Origin of the sequence: Actinoplanes missouriensis 431, assembly GCF_000284295.1 — a bacterium.
GTDB lineage: Bacteria > Actinomycetota > Actinomycetes > Mycobacteriales > Micromonosporaceae > Actinoplanes > Actinoplanes missouriensis.
In genome coordinates, this window is record NC_017093.1 from 6,841,297 (window position 1) to 6,859,836 (window position 18,540).

Consider the following 18,540-nt stretch of genomic DNA (forward strand, 5'->3'; position numbering starts at 1 on the left):
TCAGGCCGGTGAATGATCAGGCAAAGTCCAGCCGCATCACCACGCGGCGCGGCGTCGGGTGGCTCACCTCGGTGAACCCGGCCTCGGTGAAGATTTTCCGGCTGCCCACGTAGAGCTCGCCCCAGCTGTACTCCCGGTCGGTCCGGGCGACGATCGGATAGCCCTCGATCGCCCGGGCGCCACGCTCCCGGGCGAACCCGACCGCGGCCGCGACCAGGGCCCGGCTGACGCCGCGCCGGCGGAACCCGGTCCGGGTGACGAAGCACGTCACCGCCCAGACCCCGGCATCGGTACGGCTCTCGTCCCGCCCCGCCCACGGCACCCGAGCGGTCATCAGGCGTGGGTAGGCGAAGCGCGGCTCGACGGCACACCAGCCGGCCGGCTCGCCGCCGAGGTAGGCGACCAGCCCGCTGGTCGTCGCGGCGCCCGGGTCGTCGCAGCCGGCCTGGGCGCGCAGCCGCTCGGCACGCTCCTCGACCGGGACCGAGCCCCACTCGGCTGCCGTGATCTTGAACCACTGGCACTGGCAGCGGGCCGGCTCGCCGCGCGCGCCGAAGATCGCACGGACATCCGACCAGGACGCCTCGTTGGCCGCCACCACGGAGATGCCCATGGTTCGGCAGTCTACGGGCGGGTCAGCCGCCACGGGCCGGGCACGAGGATCGGGCCGCCCGCGGACGCCAGCGTGGCCCGCCACGCCCGCATCGGCGGCCGGCCCATCGCCCACCAGCGGTCGGCGAGGGCGAGCGCGACGGCGGCGCAGCGCTCCGCGGAGGCGAGCACCGCACCGTCCGGGAGCACCACGGCGCTGCCCGGGCCGTCCTCGGCGAGCACCGCGATCAGCGACTGCTCGCGGCCCGGCGCCGAGGCGTAGGTGACCCGCCGGTGCCACACGCCCGCGGCGAACCACAGGTCCCGGTACGCGAGCGCCTCCAGCGTCGTCCCCCACCGCGCCGGGACGGCCGGGTCGAGGCCGCTGAGCGGCTCGGACGGCGGCGGCGGGTGGCTGCCGGGATGACGGGCGGTGAGCGGGCCGGCCGCGCTCATGAAGCCGGCCGGGCAGACCACCGTCACCTCGCCCCCGGCGCCGGCGCTGAGGACCGGATGCATGCCGGCGTGCTCGACCGGGGCGACGATCCGGCCGCCGGGCAGCAGCCGGTCGATCCAGTGCGGGGAGATCCCGGCGATCCCGACCGTGACGATGATCCGGTCGTAGGCGCCGGCCGGTCCACCGGTGTATCCGTCGGCGTTCTCCACCCGTACCCCATCGATGGCGGCCCGGGCCAGCGCGGAGCGCGCCCGGTCCGCGACGTCCGCCTGCACCTCCACGGTCGTCACCTCGGCGCCCAGGGTGGCGAGCAGCGCCGCGTTGTACCCGGTCCCCGCGCCGATCTCGAGGATCCGCTGGCCGGGGCGCACGTCCAGCGCCTCGATCATGAGAGCCATCAGCGACGGCTGGCTGGAGGAGCTGATCGGGCGGCTGCCGCTCAGCTTGGTGACCAGGACGTCGTTGCTGTAGACCACGCGCAGGAACTCCGGGTCGGCGGGCAGCACCAGCCGCCCGTCCCGGCGGTGGAAACCGTCCGGGACGAACACCTCCCGTGGCACCGTCGCGAAAGCCCTGGCCAGCTCGGGCGAGAGCGTCACTCCGTCGTGGCGGATCAGATCGAGGTAGTGCCTGCGGGCATCCTCCATGACAGATACGGTACGAGGTTCATCGATCGACGGCGCACCGCAGACGTGCCGCGACGTCGCCGGCGTGGTACGGCCACTCGGCCGGCTCGATGTTCGCGACGAAGTCCGCGTAGGTGACCGCCGCCCGCAGCTCCGCCACCGGCCGGAGCAGCTCGACGGCCCGCAGCGCGTCGCAGCCCGACCACCGCGACGCCCACTGCCGCAGCACCTCGGGGTCGTCGCTGAGCCGCAGCACGTCGAGCGCGGGGTTGCCCACGCCGGAGTCGCCCCAGTCCACGATCACCAGGTTGCCGTCGTCGTCGGTCCGCACGTTGCCCGGATGCAGGTCGCCGTGGATCAGGGTGTCCGGCAGCCCGCACGCGGCCACGGCGGCGAGCCGGTCGGGTAGCCCGTCGATCAACTCTGCCAGGCCGGGTATCTCGGCGAGATAGGGCTCGGCGACATCGGCGAGGGGCGCGACGGAGAGCCGCTTGTCCGGCACTCCCGCGGCGAGCAACTCCGCCACCCGATCCGCGAAATGCTCCTGCACCGGATGGAAGGCCTCGGCGATGTCGGCGCACAGGGCGGGTCCGGCGCCGTACCGGTCCTCGCCGGGCACGTGTGCCAGCAGCATCCGCCCCTGCTCCCCCGACGCCAGCAGGTAGGGCACCAGGCCCGGCGCGACCTCGTCGACCATCCGCAGCACGACCGGCTCGTGGCGGAAGAACGACGGAACCTGCTTGAGCCAGGCCGCCGGGGTCCCGTCCGGCAGGTCGAACCGCCAGATCGCGGAGAGGTTCCAGGTGCGCTGCTGGTGGGGAACCGCCCCGGTCAGACCGATCCGGTCGAGCGCTCCGGACGCCCAGGCCAGCGACGCCTCCGGGCCGCCGATCTCGGCGTAGGGCGCGCGGAGCGGGTGCGGCGAGAGATCCGCCTCAGCCGGGAGCAGACCGGGCGGCGGCGCGGCGCACGAGGCCAGGTAGGTCACTGCGCCCGACGGGTCACCGTGCAGCACGCGCAGCACGGTGACGTCGGCGCCGGCCACGGCCACCACCTCCGCGACCTCCTGCCACCACGGCGTGCCGACCGGGAACGGCGGGAGGGCGCCCCGCAGGACACCCTCCGCGTCGACGAGGACCAGCGTTACGGTACGAGTCACCCGCTCATTCTGGCGTGCAGGTACGCCCGGGACGCCCGCCCCAGCAGACGCAGCCGGGCCATCCCGCCGTCGGGGAAGATGTCCAGCCGGACGTGCGTCACCTCGGGGGCTTTCACCAGAGGGAACCGGTGCGCGGTGTCCGGCCGCAGCGCGACCCGCGGCAGCAGCTCGATCCACTCCTCGGAGCCGGTCCGCTCGTCGCGTCCGGTGAGCCGGGCCCCGCCGGGCGCGTTGCCCTTGAAGTGGCTGGTGTCCAGGTCGGCGAAGCGCAGCACGGCCGGGGCCGCCAGCTTCACCAGCACCCAGTCGTTGCCGTCGTCGCGGCGCCGGGACGTCTCCCAGCCGTCCCCCATGTTCTGCGCGAGACCGGGCATCAGCATCCGCTGCGGGTTGCCGTAGAACATGTTGCTGCAGTCGACGACGGTGGCGCCGTACTGCGCGGCGGCCACGTCGAACGTCTTCGGCAGCAGCGCCGGGTCGGGCACCACCTCGCCGTGCACCCGCAGCCGGGCAACGCCGCCGTCCGGGAAGATCCGCAGCCGGATGTGGGTCCAGCGGCGCCGGTCCGCGACCGGGAACAGGTTGGCGCTGTCCCCCTTCAGGTCCGACCGGGGCACCAGCTCGGTCCAGTCGGCGGCCGCCAGCTCCTCCCGGCCGGGATAGCCGGGCAGCGCGGCCGCCTCGACCGACGCCTGCGGCGGGTAGTTCCCGGTGAAGAACGCGGTGTCGACGTTGACGCCGTGGACGACGCCGGGCGCCCCCAGCCGGATGATCGCGATGTCGTGACCGGCCTCGCGGCGGCGCCGGGTCTCCCACCCGTCGTAGACCTGTCCCTTGTGGTCGAACGTCTTCGGGGCGTGTCCCGGCGGCGCCGGCAGGACCAGGTGGTCCGCCGCGGCGAAGAACTCGTCGTTGGCATGGACGACACCACCGCCGAAAGCGCGCGATGCCAGGTCCGGCAGCCCGGTGAACTCGCCCATCACATCTCCTTCGTCGCGCCGGCGGTCTCGCGCCGGAGAAAACGGCCGCCCGGCGCGTCGCCGGTCACCCTGCTGCCGCGCAGCCAGGTCGTGCCCACCACGCCCTTCACCACCCTTCCCGCGTACGGGGTGAGAGGGTTCCGATGGTGCAGAGCGCGCGCGTCGACCGTGAACTCCGCGTCCGGCCGGAAGGCCACGAGATCCGCGTCGGCGCCGACGGCGATCCGTCCCTTCTGCCGCAGCCCGGCCAGGTCGGCGGGCCGGTGTGCCATCCATTTCACCACGTCGGAGAGGGTGTGTCCGCGCTCGCGAGCGGCGGTCCACATCACCGGCAGGCCCAGTTGCACCGACGCGATGCCGCCCCACGCCGCCGCGAAGTCACCGGTGTCCCGGCGCTTGAGCTCCGGCGTGCACGGCGAGTGGTCGCTCACCACGCAGGTGATCAGGCCGTCGGCCAGGGCCGCCCAGAGCTGATCCGCGTTCGCCGCGTCGCGGATCGGCGGGCAGCACTTGAACTCGGTCGCGCCGTCCGGGATCTCGCCCGCGTCCAGGGTCAGGTAGTGCGGGCAGGTCTCGGCCGTCACCCGTACCCCGTCGATTCTCGCCTGCGCGATCAGCGGAAGCGCCGACGCTGCCGAGAGATGCAGGATGTGCACGCGGCGGCCCGTCTCGCGGGCCACCGCGATGGCGGTGGCCACCGCCGCGTGCTCGGCGCCGGCCGGGCGGGAATCCAGGAAATCCGTGTACGCGGCCGAGCTCGCCGCGTCCCGCAGGTGTTCCGGGTCCTCGGCGTGCACCACGAACAGCGCTTCCACCGCGCCCATCGCCTCGGCCAGCTGACCGGCGTCGACCGGCGGGAACTCGGGCACACCGGAGTCGGCCAGGAACGCCTTGAAGCCGAAGACCCCGGCGGCGTGCAGTCCGGGCAGGTCACCGGCGTTCCCCGGGATGGCGCCGCCCCAGAACCCGACGTCCACGTGACACTGACCGGCGGCGGCCGCCTGCTTGATCCTCAGCGCCTCGGCGTTCACGGTCGGCGGCAGGCTGTTCAGCGGCATGTCGATGATCGTGGTGACGCCCCCGGCCGCCGCCGCCCGCGTCGCGGTGGCGAAACCCTCCCATTCGGTACGACCCGGCTCGTTCACGTGCACGTGCGTGTCCACCAGGCCGGGCAGCAGCGCGTCGTCACCGAGATCGACGTCCTCGGCGGCCGGCACCTCCGCGTCGCAGGGGTGGATCGCCACGATCCGCCCGTCCGTCACCGCCACCGCCGCCGGCTGCTCGCCCTCGGGGGTGAACACCCGCCGCGACCGCACCACCAGATCAACCATGGCAAGACCTTAGACGCGGTTTGTTTCACCGGGCGCTCTTCCGCCCGGCCGGGGATTTCGTCACCGGCCGTAGCGGGGTACCCTCCGCGCATGCTGCGACGGTGGAGGCTGGCGATCCTGACGGCCACCTGTGGTGGGCTCATCGCCGCCGTCAAGATCGGTGACGGCTCCCCATGGGGCGCCGCCTTTGTCATCGTGATCTCCCTGGGCCTGGCCTTCGTGGTCTCACCGCAGCTCTTCCCGCGCGCGGAGAGCGCCGCGGAGGCGATCACGGACGGGCGGCCGGTGGTCTACTGGCGGCCCGGGTGCCCGTTCTGCGTGCGCCTGCGCGCCCGCCTCGGATCGGATGCCGACCGTGTGCACTGGGTCGACATCTGGCGTGATCCGGAAGGCGCCGCGACGGTCCGGGCCATCACTGGGGGTGACGAGACCGTACCGACCGTCGTGATCGGCGGCGAGGGCTTCGTGAATCCGGACCCGTCGTGGATCCGGGACCGGATCGCGACGGTCTCCTGACCTGTGTCCACCCCAGGAACCGGTCGAACAACTCGGCCGGAGACCGGCGCGGCAGGTCGGAGACGGCCTGGTCGAGGTTGCCCCACATGTACATGGCGAGCGACACCCGGTCGGCGCCGTCGCTGAGGTGCGCCCTGGCCGGAGCGCACGGCCAGGCTCGCCCGCAGGCCCGGCACCTCCATGATGGACGCTGCCAGATGTGCTCGGATCGGGCTGGCTTGAGGATGTACCGCACCGGATGCCTCCCCGCATGGTTTGTCGGCGGTAGATAGCACGCGCCGGGGACGCCGATCGTTCGACACCACGAAGGATTGGCATGCGCTAAGGTGCCGGGTCACGATCAAGTAACGGGGGTTATGCGTGGCGACCGAAGAGAAGAACGTCGAAGCAGAGCCGGCCGAGGCGGTTCCGGCAGCCGAGGCAGCTCCGGCGGCGACGGTCGAGGACGCGGAGGCAGAGACCGGGGGCGCAGCAGCCGAGCCCGCTGAGGCCGAGCCCGCTGAGGCCGAGAACGCCGAGGTGGAGACAGCTGAGGCCGAGACCACCGAAGCCGCCGCCATCGATGAGGAGGTCGCGGAGCCTGCGGCCACGGATGTCGATGTCGCGGAGGAACCGGCCGCGGAGGGCGCCTCCGAGCCTCAGCCGGTCGATGCGCCGGCGCCGGCCGTGGACAGCGACGACGCGGAGTCCACGCAGGACATCGTGCCCGAGTCGCTCAGCGCCGCACCGGCCGAGGAACCGCAGAACGAACCCGCCGAGGGCCTCGACCCGCAACTGGTCACGCTGAGCGTCGTCGTCGGCCTGCTCGCCATCGCCGTGGTCGTCGTCTTCGGCATGATCGTCTTCGACCCGGTGGCGTTGATCAGCTTCGTGCCGGACTGGTTCGCCGAACCGGGCTCCAGCCGCATCATCGGCAGCGTGACGGCAATCGTCATCATGTCGGCGCTGGCCATCGCGATGCGCCAGATCTTCCTCCGCCGCCGGGGCTGACCCCACCGCGCGCTCCCCCGAGGGATCAGGCCAGGTGTGCCAGTTCGGCTCGGGGGAAGCCGGCGTCGTCGAAGGCTCCGCAGTCCAGGCCTCGCAGCAGGTACCCCGCCAGCGCCCGGGCGGTGGCCGGCTCGTCCGCGATGCCGCTGTCCTGGCGGTGCAGGTAACGGTGCAGACGCTCGATCGCCACGTCCCGGCCGTCGCGGAAGAACTGGTAGGTCGCCGCGTACCGGCTGGGCAGCTGGGCCGGATGCAGGTCCCAGCCCTGGTAGAAGCCCCGCTCCAGCGACCTCCGGACCAGGCGGTGGTGCAGCTGCCACGCCTCCCGCACGGCCGCGGCCGGGCCGGCCGGGAGCACGTTGGTGGAGCCGTCGGAGAGGCGCACGCCGGTCTGCGCGGCGGCGGCCTGCATCACGGCTTTCGCGTAGTCGGCGGCCGGGTGCTCCATCGACTGGTAGGCCGCGGCGACCCCGGCGGCGGCGCTGTAGTCGTAGGTGCCGTAGTGCAATCCCGTGCACCGCCCGCCGGCGGCCGTGATCAGCCGGGCGACCGTGGCGGTGCCGTCGGCGGCGAGCACCGCCGAGGGCAGTTCGATCTGGACCTCGAAGGTCAGGGCGCCCTCGCTCAGACCGTACCCTCGCTCGAGTTTTTCGCAAAGGGTAACCATCGCACGGACCTGGTCGGTCCCGCTGACCTTGGGCAGCGTGATGGTGAAGAGGTCCTGGTAGGAGTCGAGGAACATGTCCAGGGTGCGCAGCGCGCGGCGCCGGGTGCCGGCTTCCAGCGACTTGATCCGGATGCCGAGGAAGGGCGGGCGCGGGCCCTTGCTCACCAGCGCGGCGGCGGAGCGGACCGCGGCGTCCTCCTGGTCGTCGTCGCGGACGCCGTAACCGTCCTCGAAGTCGACGCGCAGGTCCTCGATCGGCTCCAGCTCGAGCTTCGCCCGGATGGTCGGATCCGGCCATGGGAAGTCGTTCTCGTCCATGGCCCTCAGCGCCTCGGTGCCCCAGCCGGGGTACGCCGAGAGCTTGTCGGCGGGAATGTAGACGGTGTGGATCGGCTGCCGACCGGCGCGCTCCCCCGGGTAACGGGCCCGGAGGAACGCGTCGTGGGCAGCGAGGCGCCCGTCGATCTCGGAGTAATCCCCATCAGACAGGCGCATCACAAGCCTTTCAGTCGATCGCGTCGTACGCGGCGCTCGTCAGGAAGTCGGCGAAGTCGCCGGCGAGGGCGACCCGTTCGAACAGCTTGCGAGCGTCGTCGTAGCGGCCCGCCGTCCACGCCTCGTCCCCGATCGACTCACGGATCGCGGCGAGCTCCTCGTCCTCGATCCGGCCGACCAGCTCCGCGGTGATCAGCGTGCCGTCCTCGAGCCGTACCCCGTTGTGGATCCACTGCCACACCTGTGAGCGCGAGATCTCAGCGGTGGCCGCGTCCTCCATCAGGTTGTGGATGCCGACCGCGCCGTTGCCGCGCAGCCAGGCCTCCAGGTACTGCAGCGCGACGTTGACGTTGTTGCGCAGGCCGGCCGCGGTGACCGGGGCCGTCAGGGCGGCGACGTTGAGCAGGTCGTGCGCGTCGACGGCGACGTCCGGGCGCTGCTTGCCGAGCTGGTTCGGCTTGTCGCCGAGCACCCGGTCGAAGATCTCCGCGCAGACCGGCACCAGGTCGGGGTGGGCGACCCAGGAGCCGTCGAAGCCGTCGCCGGCCTCACGTTCCTTGTCCTCGCGGACCTTCGCGAGCGCCACCTTGTTGACCTCCGGGTCGCGGCGGCTCGGGATGAACGCGGCCATGCCGCCCATCGCGAACGCGCCCCGCCGGTGGCAGGTGGAGACGAGCAGCTCGGAGTAGGCGCGCATGAACGGCGCGGTCATCGTGACGGCGGCCCGGTCCGGCAGGATCATGGTCGGGTTGTCACGGAAGTACTTGATGATGCTGAACAGGTAGTCCCAGCGCCCCGCGTTGAGGCCGGAGATGTGCGGCCGGAGCGCGTAGAGGATCTCCTCCATCTCGAACGCCGCCGGGATCGTCTCGATCAGCACGGTGGCGCGGATGGTGCCGACCGGGATGCCGAGCTTCTCCTGGGCGTACGTGAAGACGTCGTTCCAGAGCTCCGCCTCCTTGTGCGACTCCATCTTCGGCAGGTAGAAGTACGGCCCGCTGCCACGTGACAGCAGCTCAGCGGCGTTGTGGAAGAAGTAGAGCCCGAAGTCGACGAGGGCGCCGACAGCAGGTGCCCCGTCGACCGGGAGGTGGCGCTCGTCGAGGTGCCAGCCGCGGGGGCGCATCACGATGGTCGGGTAGGGGCCGCCGTTGAGCTCGTAGTTCTTCTTATCGGTTTCCAACCGGATCGTCCGCCGGATCGCGTCGTACAGATTCTGCTGCCCGTCCACCACGTTGGACCAGTGTGGAGTGTTGGCGTCCTCCAGGTCCGCGAGCCACACCTTGGCGCCCGAGTTCAGCGCGTTGATGGTCATCTTGCGCTCGGTCGGCCCGGTGATCTCGACGCGGCGGTCCTGGAGATCGGCCGGCGCGGGCGGCGCCGTCCACTCGGCGGCACGGATGTCCGCCGTCTCCGCGAGGAAGCCGAGGCTCGCCCCTGCCGCGATCTCTGCGCGGCGGCGGGCACGGGCCTCGAGAAGCTCGTTACGGCGAGGCCGGAATCGCCGGTTCAGGTCGGCGACGAACGCCACGGCCTCGTCGGACAGGATCTCGGTCATCGTTGACGGTTCCTCTCGGTGTGGTTACTCCCCCGTACCGTAATCGAGCATTATTCACGCTCCTGCATGCGCACGGGCACCGGGATCATGCGCCGGCTAGCGGTATGCCATCAACTTGCGGTGAGCCCGCCTCGCCTCCCGGGTCAGCTCCTGTTCATCGGCGTTCACCAGCTCGCCGCGCTCGACCACCGGCGTACCGCCGACAAGCGCCAGCTCCACCCGCGCGGGCGGGCCGAAGACCAGCGCCGCCAGCCTGTCGTCGATGCCGTCGTGCCCCATCCCGTCGAGCCGCCACAGCACCAGGTCGGCCAGCTTTCCCACCTCGATCGAGCCGAGATCGTCCTGCCGGCCGAGGCAGCGGGCGCCGCCGATGGTCCCGAGCCGCAGCGCCTCCCGGGCGTTCATCGCCGTCGGTCCCCCGCGTAGCCGCGCGGTGTAGAGCGCCTGCCGCAACTCCGCCCCGAGGTGCGAGACCTCCTGCGACGCCGCGCCATCAACCCCGAGACCCACCGGTACGCGGTGATCCAGCAGTTCCCGCACCCGCGCCGAGCCCGCACCCAGCCGGGCATTGGAGCTCGGGCAGTGCGCGACACCCGTCCCGGTGGCGCCCAGCTTCGCGATCGCCGAGTCGTCCAGGTGCACCCCGTGTGCCAGCCACACGTCGTCGCCGAGCCAGCCGACGCGTTCCGCGTACTCCACCGGGGTGACACCGAACTGCTTCCGGCAGAACTCCTCCTCGTCGTCGGTCTCGGCGAGGTGGGTGTGCAGCCGGACGCCCTTGCGCCGGGCCAGCACCGCGGCCTCCTCCATCAGGCGGGTGGTGACCGAGAACGGCGAGCAGGGCGCCACCGCGATCTGCAGCATCGCGTCCGGTGACGGGTCGTGCCAGCGATCGATCGCGGCCTCGGTGGCCGCGAGGGCCTCGTCGGTCTCCTCGACCACGTTGTCCGGCGGCAGGCCGCCGTCCTTGCGGCTCAGGTCCATCGAGCCGCGGGTCGGGTGGAACCGCAGCCCGATCTTCCGGGCCGCCTCGATCTCCGCCTCGAGGACGTCGCCGCCGTCGCGGGGGAAGACGTAGTGGTGGTCCATGCTCGTGGTGCAGCCGGAGAGCGCGAGCCAGCCCAGGCCGGCGCCGGCCGCCGCACCGACGACGTCGGCGTCGAGGCGTCCCCAGATCGGGTAGAGCGTGGTGAGCCAGCCGAAGAGCGTCTCGTCGAGGGCCAGTCCCCGGGTCGCCCACTGGTAGAGGTGATGGTGGGTGTTGACCAGTCCCGGAGTGAGGAGACAGCCGCTGCCATCGATGATTCGCCCGGATTTTTCGGAAATGTCGCCCGCGCCGACCGCCGTGATCCGGCCGTCGTCGCCGACCACGACATGACCGCGCGCGAACACCGTGTCAGCGGCGTCGACGGTCGCCACCGTGACGTTCTCAATGATGATCACAGCCACCACTCCGCAATCGCCGCCGGCACGTCGTCCCTGGTGACCGTCCCCTCGATCAGCCCATAGGGCCGGTCGCCGGCGATGAACACCTCGTTGTCGTTGGTCAGGTCGAACGGCGAGAGGTCCACCAGGTAGTGATGCTTGTTCGGCAGCGCGAGCCGCACCTCGGCGATCTCCGGCCGCTCGGTGAGGACCCGGGTTCCCATCGCCATCAGGGTCTGCTGCAGCGAGTAGCTGTAGGTCTCGGCGAAGGCGGTTTTCAGAGCGACAACCGCCATCTCGTACGACTGAGCCCAGTCCCCGTCCGCCGCGAGATGGCGCCACTTCGCATCCACAGCGGTCGCCAGGATCCGGTCGGTGGCCGGCGGCAGCGTCGTGTACCGGTCCCGCACGAACCCGTGGAACTCGGAGTCCGTGGTGTTCAGCAGCACCAGCCCGCCGATCCCGGAGACCACCTGCGCGGCGTCCGCGGTCACGGTCACCACGGCGGTCCGCGTGTAGTCACCGCGCTTCGCGAACGAGTGCGGCCCCAGCCGGTCCCACCCGTAGGCCTCGATCGAGATCGTGGCGCTCTCCACCTGCGGCTGGGACACCACGAAGTGCCGCCCGAGCAGCAAGGCGAAGGACTCCGGCTCGCCGACCCCGTGCTCCTTCGCGAACGCGTACACGGTGTTCTTCATGGTGTCCGTCGGCAGCACCGTGGAGTTGTCGCCCGTGGCGTGGGTGGCGGCCAGGTCACCGGCGAGCGCCACGCTGACGTTGAAGTCCAGCAGGCTGTGGGTGTCGCCGTCCCGGATCACGCGGACCAGCCGGGTCTCCGCCTTGCCGTAACGGTTCGGTCCGAGCACGATCGCCAACTGTCTAACTCCCTCGGTAGGTGGTGTAGCCGTACCGGCTCAGCAGCAGCGGCACGTGGTAGTGACGGTCCGGGTCGTGGACGTGGAACGCGACGGTGATCTCCGGGAAGAAGCAGTCCCCGCCGAGATAGGGCTCCACGTAGAAGAAGAGCCGGTACCCGCCGGCCTGCCAGTCCCGCACCGGCACCTGGAACCGGAACCGGCCGTCACCGTCGGTGCGCCCCTGGGCGACCAGCTGCCAGCCGTCGGAGTCGCGGCGGTCCAGCCGCACGTAGACGTCCCGCGCCGGGTCGCCGGCGACGGTGTCCAGGATGTGTGTCGAGATCTTGGCGTGGAACTCGGCCGCCGTGCCGTCGTCAGAGGGCATCGAGCACCCGCTCCAGCCGCAGCAGCGCGATCTTGCGAAGCTCGTCGGCCACGATCGTCCGCTCGGTCGCCTCGTCGTTGCCGAGCCGCTCCCGGGCGGCCCGCAGGATCTCGTCCCGGGACCGGCCGCTCGCGAAGATCAGGAAGACGTGACCGAACTTCTCCTCGTACCGCTGGTTCGCCTCGATGAGGGCCCCCTTCCCGGTCTCGTCGGCCGACGCGGCCGCCGACTGCTCGGCTCGAGACCAGGCCGCCTCCTTCGACTCCCCGGCCGCGCGCTCGCCGATCCGCGGATGCGCGGACAGCCCGAGCAGCACGTCGTCCCAGCTCAGCGCCCGCGCCTCGGCGTCGGCCGCGGCGAGCACCGCGGCCCGGTCCGCATACGGCCGCTTCGCGACGACCGCGGCAGCCCACGCCGGCGCTGCCAGGCAGGCCAGCAGCTCACCCTCCAGACGCTCGGCGGGCAGCACGTTGAAGGCCTCCACTCGTCACCCCCTCTGCCAATGTTGATCAGTCAAGCAGGCGGCGTCCGCGGAACGCATCGGCAAGACGCAAGAATTAACAGACCCAAGTCTTCTGCAGATTGCCACGAAACAGAAACGGAACCTGCTCCGTGCTGATCGAAGCCAACGCCCTCCCGGATCTTCCGGTCCGCTCCGTGCTGCCCGAGGTGGTGTCCACCCTGACCCGGGAGAAGGCGGCGGTGCTGGTGGCGCCACCGGGCACCGGCAAGACCACGCTCGTGCCGCTCGCGCTGGCGGACTCCCGGCTGAAAGTGATCGTTGCCGAGCCGCGCCGGGTGGCGGCACGGGCGGCGGCGCGCCGGATGGCCGCGCTGATCGGCGAACCGGTCGGTGGCCGGGTCGGCTACGCGGTCCGCGGCGACCGCCGGGTCTCGAAGGACACCGTGGTCGAGGTGGTGACGACCGGTCTGCTGGTCCGCCGCCTGCAACACGATCCGGAGCTGGCCGGCGTCGGCGCCGTGATGCTCGACGAGTGTCACGAACGCCACCTCGACTCGGACCTGGCACTCGCCTTCCTGGTCGAGGTGCGGGCCGCGCTCCGGCCGGAGCTGCGCCTGCTCGCGACCTCGGCGACGGCCGATTCCGATCGGCTCGCGGTGGTGCTCGGGCCGGCCGCCGGCGACCCCGCGCCGGTGCTCACCGCGCACGCCCGCAGCTACCCGGTCGAGGTGATCTGGGCGCCGCCGCCCGGCCCGGTCACCCCGCCGCACGGCCTCCGCGTCGACCCGCGCCTGCTGGACCACGTCGCGGCCACCACCCGCCGCGCGCTGGCCGAGGGCGACGGCGACGTGCTGGTCTTCCTCCCCGGCGCCCGGGAGATCGAAACCGTCGCCGCCCGGCTGACCGGCATCGACGCCGACGTGATCACGCTGCACGGCCGCCAGTCCGGTTCCGCCCAGGACGCCGCGCTGCAGGCCGGCCCCGGCCGGTCCGGTTCCGCCCAGGACGCCGCACTGCGGGCCGGTGCCCGCCGGCGGGTCGTCCTGGCCACCGCGATCGCGGAGAGCAGCCTCACCGTGCCCGGCGTACGCGCGGTCGTCGACGCCGGTCTCAGCCGGGTGCCGCGCATGGACCACTCCCGCGGCCTGGGCGCGCTGGCCACCGTGCCGGTGTCCCGGGCGAGCGCCGAGCAGCGCGCCGGGCGGGCCGGCCGCGAGGCGCCGGGCCGGGTCTACCGCTGCTGGTCCGCGGTCCTGCACGACCGTCTCCCGGCACAGCCCGAGCCCGAGATCGCGGTCGCCGATCTGACCGGTTTCGCCCTCAACCTCGCGTGGTGGGGACACCCCGGCGGCACCGGTCTCGCGCTCCCCGACCCGCCCCCGCAGGGCGCCCTGGCCGTCGCCACCGAAACGCTCCACGATCTGGGCGCCATCGACGCGGCCGGCACGATCACCGCCCGCGGCCGCGCCCTCGCCGACGCCGGCCTGCACCCCCGCCTCGCCCGCGCCCTGCTCGACGGTGCCGTCCTGCTCGGCGGGGGCCGGGCCGGCGCGCGCCGGGCCGCGGAGATCGTCGCGGTCCTCGACGACACCGTCTCCGCAGGTGGCGACGTGGTCACCCTGGTGCGGAGGGCGCGCGCCACGAACGACCCGGCCTTCCAATCCGAGGTACGGCGTCTGACCGCGTCCCTGAACTCGACAGAGACCGACTCCCCCTCCCCGGAGGGTGCCGCCGACCGCTCGGCCGCCCGGAGTGCCGCCGGTGTCTCGGGCCGCGCACCTTCCGACCCCCGGGAGCGGATCCCCGACGACCTCGCCGCGGGACTCGTCGTCGGCCTCGCCTACCCCGAACGTGTGGCGAAGGCTCGGGAGCCGGGCGGAAACGCGTACCTGATGGTGGGTGGAACCGCCGCGGAGCTTGCCGGCGGCAGCTCGCTGATGGGCGCGCCCTGGCTGGCCGTGGCCGCCGCGGACCGCGCGGCCGGATCACGCACCGCACGGATCCGCAGCGCCGCGCCCCTCGACGAGACCACCGCCCGCGAGGTAGCCGCCGCCCAGCTCACCGACGCCACCGAGATCGGCTGGATCGACGGCGACGTGGTGGCCCGGCGCGTGCAGCGGCTCGGCGCGATCACGCTCAGCAGCGTCCGGATCACCGACCCGCCAGCGGCCCGGCTGCACGACGCGCTGGTCACCGGCCTGCGCGCGGAAGGCCTCGGCCTGCTCACCTGGACCCGGACCGCCACCGAACTGCGCAACCGCCTCGCGTTCGCCCACGCCGCCCTCGGCGAACCGTGGCCCGACGTCACGGACGCCGCCCTGCTCGACAGCGCCCCCGAATGGCTGCCGCTCGGTGCTGCCCGCCGCCGTGCCGACCTGGCCAAACTCGACGTCGCGAGCGCCCTCCGGCGACTGCTGCCCTGGTCGGTGGCGGGTCGCCTGGACGAGATCGCCCCGGAGCGGCTCCCCGTGCCGAGCGGCTCGCACGTCCGCGTCGACTACACCGACCCGGCCGCACCGGTCCTGGCCGTCAAGGTGCAGGAGGCGTTCGGCTGGCAGGACGCACCGACGCTGGCCGGCGGCCGGGTTCCGATCCTGCTGCACCTGCTCTCCCCGGCGGGGCGGCCGGTGGCGGTGACCCGTGATCTGCGGTCGTTCTGGGCGCAGGGCTATCCCCAGGTGCGAGCGGAGATGCGGGGCCGGTACCCGCGCCACCCCTGGCCCGAGGACCCGACCTCAGCCACCCCGACACGCCGGGCCAACCCCCGAGCCCGCTGACCGGGTGGTTGACGAGCGGCGGCGCCCGGCCGGATGGACGGGGTGGCTGACCAGGGGAGGCGGCTCGGGGAAGGCGGTTCAGGAGAGGCGATCCAGGGGCGCCGGCGGGCCGAACAGATAGCCCTGGCCCATCGGGCACCCCAACGACGCCATCCCCGCCGCCCGCTCCGCCGTCTCCAGTCCCTCCGCGACCACCGCTATCCCCAGCTCCGCACAGATGGCCAGCACCGACCGGCACAGCGCCCCACTGCGCTCCGGCGACGCGTCGACGTCGGTGAGCGTCGAGTCCAGCTTCACGATGTCGACGGGCATGGCATGCAACTGGGCGAGCGCGTTGTACCCGCTGCCGAAGTCGTCCAGCGCCACCCGTACCCCCAGGTCGCGCAGCGATCCCAGGACCTCGGCGGCCCGCGGCAGGTCCGGGATCCGCAGCGTCTCGGTGATCTCGACGATGAGCCGGGCGGCGGGCAGGTCGTGGCGGGCCAGCGCGGCCGCCACCGCATCGCGCAGGCCGTGCTGGCCGAGCCGGCCGGCGGAGACGTTCACGTGCAGGTCGATCGGGCGGCCGTAGCGCTCGGCGAGCCGGCCCGCGTCGGCGCACGCCTGGTCCAGCACGAAGTCGTCGATCGCGGCGACCAGCCCGGTGCGCTCGGCCATCGTGACGAAGACGTCCGGGTGCACCGGGCCGGCGACCGGGTGGGTCCAGCGGGCGAGGGCTTCGACGGCCACGGTCGCCGAGTCGGCGAGCCGCACGATCGGCTGGTAGTGGACCTCGAAGCCGGCCGCGGCGGGGCTGCCGCCCTCGGCGAGCGCGCCGGCCAGCAGTTGCGGTAGGTCGGCGTGGGGTGTGGTGTCACGCGGGCCGGTGTAGGTGACGAGGGCACCTTTGCCGCGGCGTTTCACCGCGTACATGGCGGCGTCGGCGCGGCGCAGCAGGGTGTCGGCGGAGAGCCGGTCGCCGGGTTCGGCCGCGACCAGGCCGACGCTCACGCCGACGCCGACGGAACGGCCGTCGATCAGGTACGGCTCGCGCAGTGCGGCCAGCATGCGCTGGCCGATTGCCTCCGCTTCGGCGACCCAGACCGGGTACGGCAGTTCCGCCGTGGCCCGCCGTGCCGCGACCCGCCGTTCGAGGCCGTCGTGGACGCGCACCCCGGCGGCCGACAGCACGTACCTGCGGGGCCGGAACCTGCTCCGGCGCCGGACCGGCGCCGCCGGCAGGACGCCGTGGTCGAGCACCACCGCGAACTCGTCGCCGCCGAGCCGCGCCACCAGGTCCTGGGCCCGCACGCAGGAGCGCATCCGTTCGCCGACGGCGGTGAGCACCCGATCGCCCATGGCGTGCCCGAACGTGTCGTTGATCAGCTTGAAGTCGTCGAGGTCGGCGAAGAGCACGGCGACCGGCGCGCCGCGGCTCTGGTTGGCCTCGAGCGCCAGCGTGAGCCGCTCGGAGAAGAGCGCCCGGTTGGCCAGGCCGGTCAGCGGGTCGTGGAACGCGAGGTGCTGCAGCCGCTGCTGGGTGTCGGCGATCCGGTCCAGCAGCACCGTGTTGTCCATGATCGTGAGCATCTGCCGGGTGACGACCAGGGCAAGACCGAGCCAGCCCAGGTACGCCTGGAACGGCGTCAGCGGTTCCCCGGCGATGGTCCGCGCCACCAGCACGACCCCGGCCACCAGCACCGGCCCGTACGGCAGGAGCAGGTGGAACCAGTCGTGCGCGAGAAGCGCCGCCGCGGGCCGGTCCGGCGCCGGGCGCACCGGGCTCAACGCGGCGACGGCGATGAGCGCGGGCCCGAGCAGATGCCCGGCCGCCTCCAGCCACTCCGGCCCGGCGTCGTAGAGCCGCAGCGTGTCGGCGGTGCCGAACGCGATGATCGCCGCCCCGATCAGCACCAGCGGCCGCCGCCCGGCCGGCGAGTCGGGCCGGGTGGTGAGCAGCAGCACGACCATGGTGAACAGCACCAGGTCGGCGACCGGATAGGCGGCGAGCCGGGGCTCGACCAGCGCGGGCGCCACCGACCAGAGCAGCGCCAGCACCGAGCCGGTGATCAGCACGCTGTCGATGACGAGCGCGAACTGGTCGCGGCGCGGCGAGGTGGGCACCGGCCGGGGCCGGGTGTGCGCGACGGCCAGCAGACCGGCGAGCATGCAGGCAGGCAGCACCAGGAAACCGATGTCGACGACCGGCGGGGGCGGGTCGGTGGCGATCCCGGCGAGCCGGGTGGCCGCCCAGACCAGCAGGCCGCCGGCGGCGAGCAGCCGCCAGCGGCGTGGGATGCCGGCCCGGCCGCGGGCCGCCGTCAGGCAGGTGGCGGCAGCTGTCAGCCCGACGACGAGCTGAACCAGGTCACCGAGAACGACCACGGCCGCCAATCACCACCAGATTTTCTCCGGCCGCGCCCGTTGTTTCGCGGCCGGAGTAAAATACCTGGTCGTTCTACCGTCCGGTCCAGGGTGCCAGGCAGGGCTTCCGGTGCGGGCTCAGACCGCCGCGGTCACGTCCGCGACGACGACCGTGACGTTGTCCGGCCCGCCGCCGCGCAGCGCGAGATCGACGAGCCGCTCCGAGCACGATTTCGGGTCGGGGATGGCGCGCAGCTCCTGCTCCAGCGTCGCGTCGGTGACCACACCGGTGAGGCCGTCGCTGCAGAGCAGCCAGCGGTCACCCTCCTGCGGTTCCACGATGACGTAAGCGGGGGTCACCGGCTCGCCCTGCAGCACCCGGGTGACGACGGCCCGGCGTGGGTGCCCGGCCGCCTCCTCGGGCTTGAGCAGTCCCTGGTCGATGAGCATCTGGACGTAGGTGTCGTCCTTGGTGAGCTGGTTGAGCCGTCCGTCGCGCAGCAGGTACGCCCGGGAGTCGCCGACGTGAGCCATCGCGGCGCGCTCGCCGTTGAAGAGCACCGCGGTCAGCGTCGTGCCCATCCCCTGCAGCGAGGGGTCGGCGGCCACCTGCTCGGCGATCCGGCCGTTCGCCACTTCGAGCGCGCGGTGCAGCGCGTCCATCTGGAGATCGGTGGGGATCGGCGCGTCGAGCGAGACCATGGCTTCGATGGCGAGCCGGCTGGCGAGGTCGCCGGCGGCCATCCCGCCCATGCCGTCGCAAACCACGAGGAGGTGGTCACCGGCGTAGTGACAGTCCTCGTTGTTGCTCCGGACGTGTCCTTGGTCGGTGACGGCCGCCCACCGGAGTTGCAAGGTCATGGCGTGCAGCCTGCCAGGTCGATGCCAAGCTGTCTGCACGTGGTGGGCGGCATGTCGCA

At 72.7% G+C, this 18,540-nt stretch carries 15 protein-coding genes and 1 pseudogene; 3 read left to right on the forward strand and 13 right to left on the reverse strand.

Annotation, left to right across the window (positions count from 1 at the left end; translation table 11 throughout):
• Window positions 1-16 precede the first annotated feature (16 nt).
• Genes AMIS_RS31365 through allB form a run of 5 tightly spaced genes read right to left on the reverse strand, consistent with a single transcriptional unit; the run spans window position 17 to window position 5,144 of the window.
• On the reverse strand, window positions 17-613 hold the full coding sequence (locus tag AMIS_RS31365; protein ID WP_014446475.1) for a GNAT family N-acetyltransferase: 597 nt from the start codon (window positions 611-613) through the stop codon (window positions 17-19).
• Window positions 614-624: 11 nt separating this feature from the next.
• Window positions 625-1,695, reverse strand: coding sequence for a protein-L-isoaspartate O-methyltransferase family protein (locus AMIS_RS31370; protein ID WP_014446476.1), 1,071 nt, complete (start codon window positions 1,693-1,695; stop codon window positions 625-627).
• A 19-nt stretch (window positions 1,696-1,714) separates the two neighbouring features.
• Window positions 1,715-2,833 carry a phosphotransferase gene (locus AMIS_RS31375; protein ID WP_014446477.1) on the reverse strand — a complete coding sequence of 373 codons (1,119 nt, stop codon included), beginning with the start codon at window positions 2,831-2,833 and terminating at the stop codon, window positions 1,715-1,717.
• Window positions 2,830-3,813, reverse strand: a complete 984-nt coding sequence (alc, locus tag AMIS_RS31380; RefSeq protein WP_041830177.1) for an allantoicase — start codon at window positions 3,811-3,813, stop codon at window positions 2,830-2,832. Before alc ends, AMIS_RS31375 begins: the two co-directional genes overlap by 4 nt.
• The gene (gene allB / locus AMIS_RS31385; protein ID WP_014446479.1) at window positions 3,813-5,144 is read right to left on the reverse strand and encodes an allantoinase AllB; all 1,332 of its coding nucleotides are present in this window, start codon (window positions 5,142-5,144) and stop codon (window positions 3,813-3,815) included. Before allB ends, alc begins: the two co-directional genes overlap by 1 nt.
• 90 nt (window positions 5,145-5,234) lie before the next feature.
• Here allB and AMIS_RS31390 point away from each other — a divergent pair, with 90 nt between their 5' ends.
• Together AMIS_RS31390 and AMIS_RS31395 are read left to right on the forward strand one after the other, a co-directional pair.
• Window positions 5,235-5,660: a glutaredoxin family protein gene (locus AMIS_RS31390; RefSeq protein ID WP_014446480.1), complete on the forward strand. Its 426-nt coding sequence runs from the start codon at window positions 5,235-5,237 to the stop codon at window positions 5,658-5,660.
• Window positions 5,661-6,020: 360 nt separating this feature from the next.
• Window positions 6,021-6,650 carry a hypothetical protein gene (locus AMIS_RS31395; RefSeq protein ID WP_014446481.1) on the forward strand — a complete coding sequence of 210 codons (630 nt, stop codon included), beginning with the start codon at window positions 6,021-6,023 and terminating at the stop codon, window positions 6,648-6,650.
• Between the two features lie 25 nt (window positions 6,651-6,675).
• Here AMIS_RS31395 and AMIS_RS31400 read toward each other — a convergent pair whose 3' ends face one another.
• From AMIS_RS31400 to uraD, 6 genes and pseudogenes are all read right to left on the reverse strand, one after another.
• The gene (locus AMIS_RS31400; protein WP_014446482.1) at window positions 6,676-7,812 is read right to left on the reverse strand and encodes a DUF6986 family protein; all 1,137 of its coding nucleotides are present in this window, start codon (window positions 7,810-7,812) and stop codon (window positions 6,676-6,678) included.
• 10 nt (window positions 7,813-7,822) lie between these two features.
• Window positions 7,823-9,373, reverse strand: a pseudogene (aceB, locus tag AMIS_RS31405) (malate synthase A); the annotation flags it as partial.
• A 93-nt stretch (window positions 9,374-9,466) separates the two neighbouring features.
• Window positions 9,467-10,813, reverse strand: a complete 1,347-nt coding sequence (locus tag AMIS_RS31410) for an 8-oxoguanine deaminase (RefSeq protein ID WP_014446484.1) — start codon at window positions 10,811-10,813, stop codon at window positions 9,467-9,469.
• Window positions 10,810-11,661 carry a factor-independent urate hydroxylase gene (gene pucL / locus AMIS_RS31415; protein WP_231859421.1) on the reverse strand — a complete coding sequence of 284 codons (852 nt, stop codon included), beginning with the start codon at window positions 11,659-11,661 and terminating at the stop codon, window positions 10,810-10,812. The genes AMIS_RS31410 and pucL overlap by 4 nt, the downstream gene beginning before the upstream one ends.
• Before the next feature lie 13 nt (window positions 11,662-11,674).
• Window positions 11,675-12,037 (reverse strand): hydroxyisourate hydrolase, encoded by a 363-nt coding sequence (uraH, locus tag AMIS_RS31420; protein WP_014446486.1) that lies wholly within the window; start codon window positions 12,035-12,037, stop codon window positions 11,675-11,677.
• The gene (gene uraD, locus AMIS_RS31425) at window positions 12,027-12,521 is read right to left on the reverse strand and encodes a 2-oxo-4-hydroxy-4-carboxy-5-ureidoimidazoline decarboxylase (protein ID WP_014446487.1); all 495 of its coding nucleotides are present in this window, start codon (window positions 12,519-12,521) and stop codon (window positions 12,027-12,029) included. The genes uraH and uraD overlap by 11 nt, the downstream gene beginning before the upstream one ends.
• Window positions 12,522-12,655: 134 nt before the next feature.
• Here uraD and hrpB point away from each other — a divergent pair, with 134 nt between their 5' ends.
• Window positions 12,656-15,277 carry an ATP-dependent helicase HrpB gene (gene hrpB, locus AMIS_RS31430; protein ID WP_041831482.1) on the forward strand — a complete coding sequence of 874 codons (2,622 nt, stop codon included), beginning with the start codon at window positions 12,656-12,658 and terminating at the stop codon, window positions 15,275-15,277.
• A 78-nt stretch (window positions 15,278-15,355) separates the two neighbouring features.
• Here hrpB and AMIS_RS42000 read toward each other — a convergent pair whose 3' ends face one another.
• The gene (locus AMIS_RS42000; RefSeq protein WP_014446489.1) at window positions 15,356-17,641 is read right to left on the reverse strand and encodes a putative bifunctional diguanylate cyclase/phosphodiesterase; all 2,286 of its coding nucleotides are present in this window, start codon (window positions 17,639-17,641) and stop codon (window positions 15,356-15,358) included.
• Between the two features lie 117 nt (window positions 17,642-17,758).
• On the reverse strand, window positions 17,759-18,481 hold the full coding sequence (locus AMIS_RS31440) for a PP2C family protein-serine/threonine phosphatase (RefSeq protein WP_014446490.1): 723 nt from the start codon (window positions 18,479-18,481) through the stop codon (window positions 17,759-17,761).
• Window positions 18,482-18,540: the final 59 nt, after the last annotated feature.

What these genes read in the sequence shown, in the direction of transcription:
- AMIS_RS31370 (WP_014446476.1), bottom strand. Translation starts at nt 1,695, where the DNA reads ATGGAGGATGCCCGCAGGCACTACCTCGATCTGATCCGCCACGACGGA.
- AMIS_RS31390 (WP_014446480.1), top strand. Translation starts at nt 5,235, where the DNA reads ATGCTGCGACGGTGGAGGCTGGCGATCCTGACGGCCACCTGTGGTGGG.
- uraH (WP_014446486.1), bottom strand. Translation starts at nt 12,037, where the DNA reads ATGCCCTCTGACGACGGCACGGCGGCCGAGTTCCACGCCAAGATCTCG.
- AMIS_RS31365 (WP_014446475.1), bottom strand. Translation starts at nt 613, where the DNA reads ATGGGCATCTCCGTGGTGGCGGCCAACGAGGCGTCCTGGTCGGATGTC.
- allB (WP_014446479.1), bottom strand. Translation starts at nt 5,144, where the DNA reads ATGGTTGATCTGGTGGTGCGGTCGCGGCGGGTGTTCACCCCCGAGGGC.
- AMIS_RS31440 (WP_014446490.1), bottom strand. Translation starts at nt 18,481, where the DNA reads ATGACCTTGCAACTCCGGTGGGCGGCCGTCACCGACCAAGGACACGTC.
- AMIS_RS31400 (WP_014446482.1), bottom strand. Translation starts at nt 7,812, where the DNA reads ATGCGCCTGTCTGATGGGGATTACTCCGAGATCGACGGGCGCCTCGCT.
- alc (WP_041830177.1), bottom strand. Translation starts at nt 3,813, where the DNA reads ATGGGCGAGTTCACCGGGCTGCCGGACCTGGCATCGCGCGCTTTCGGC.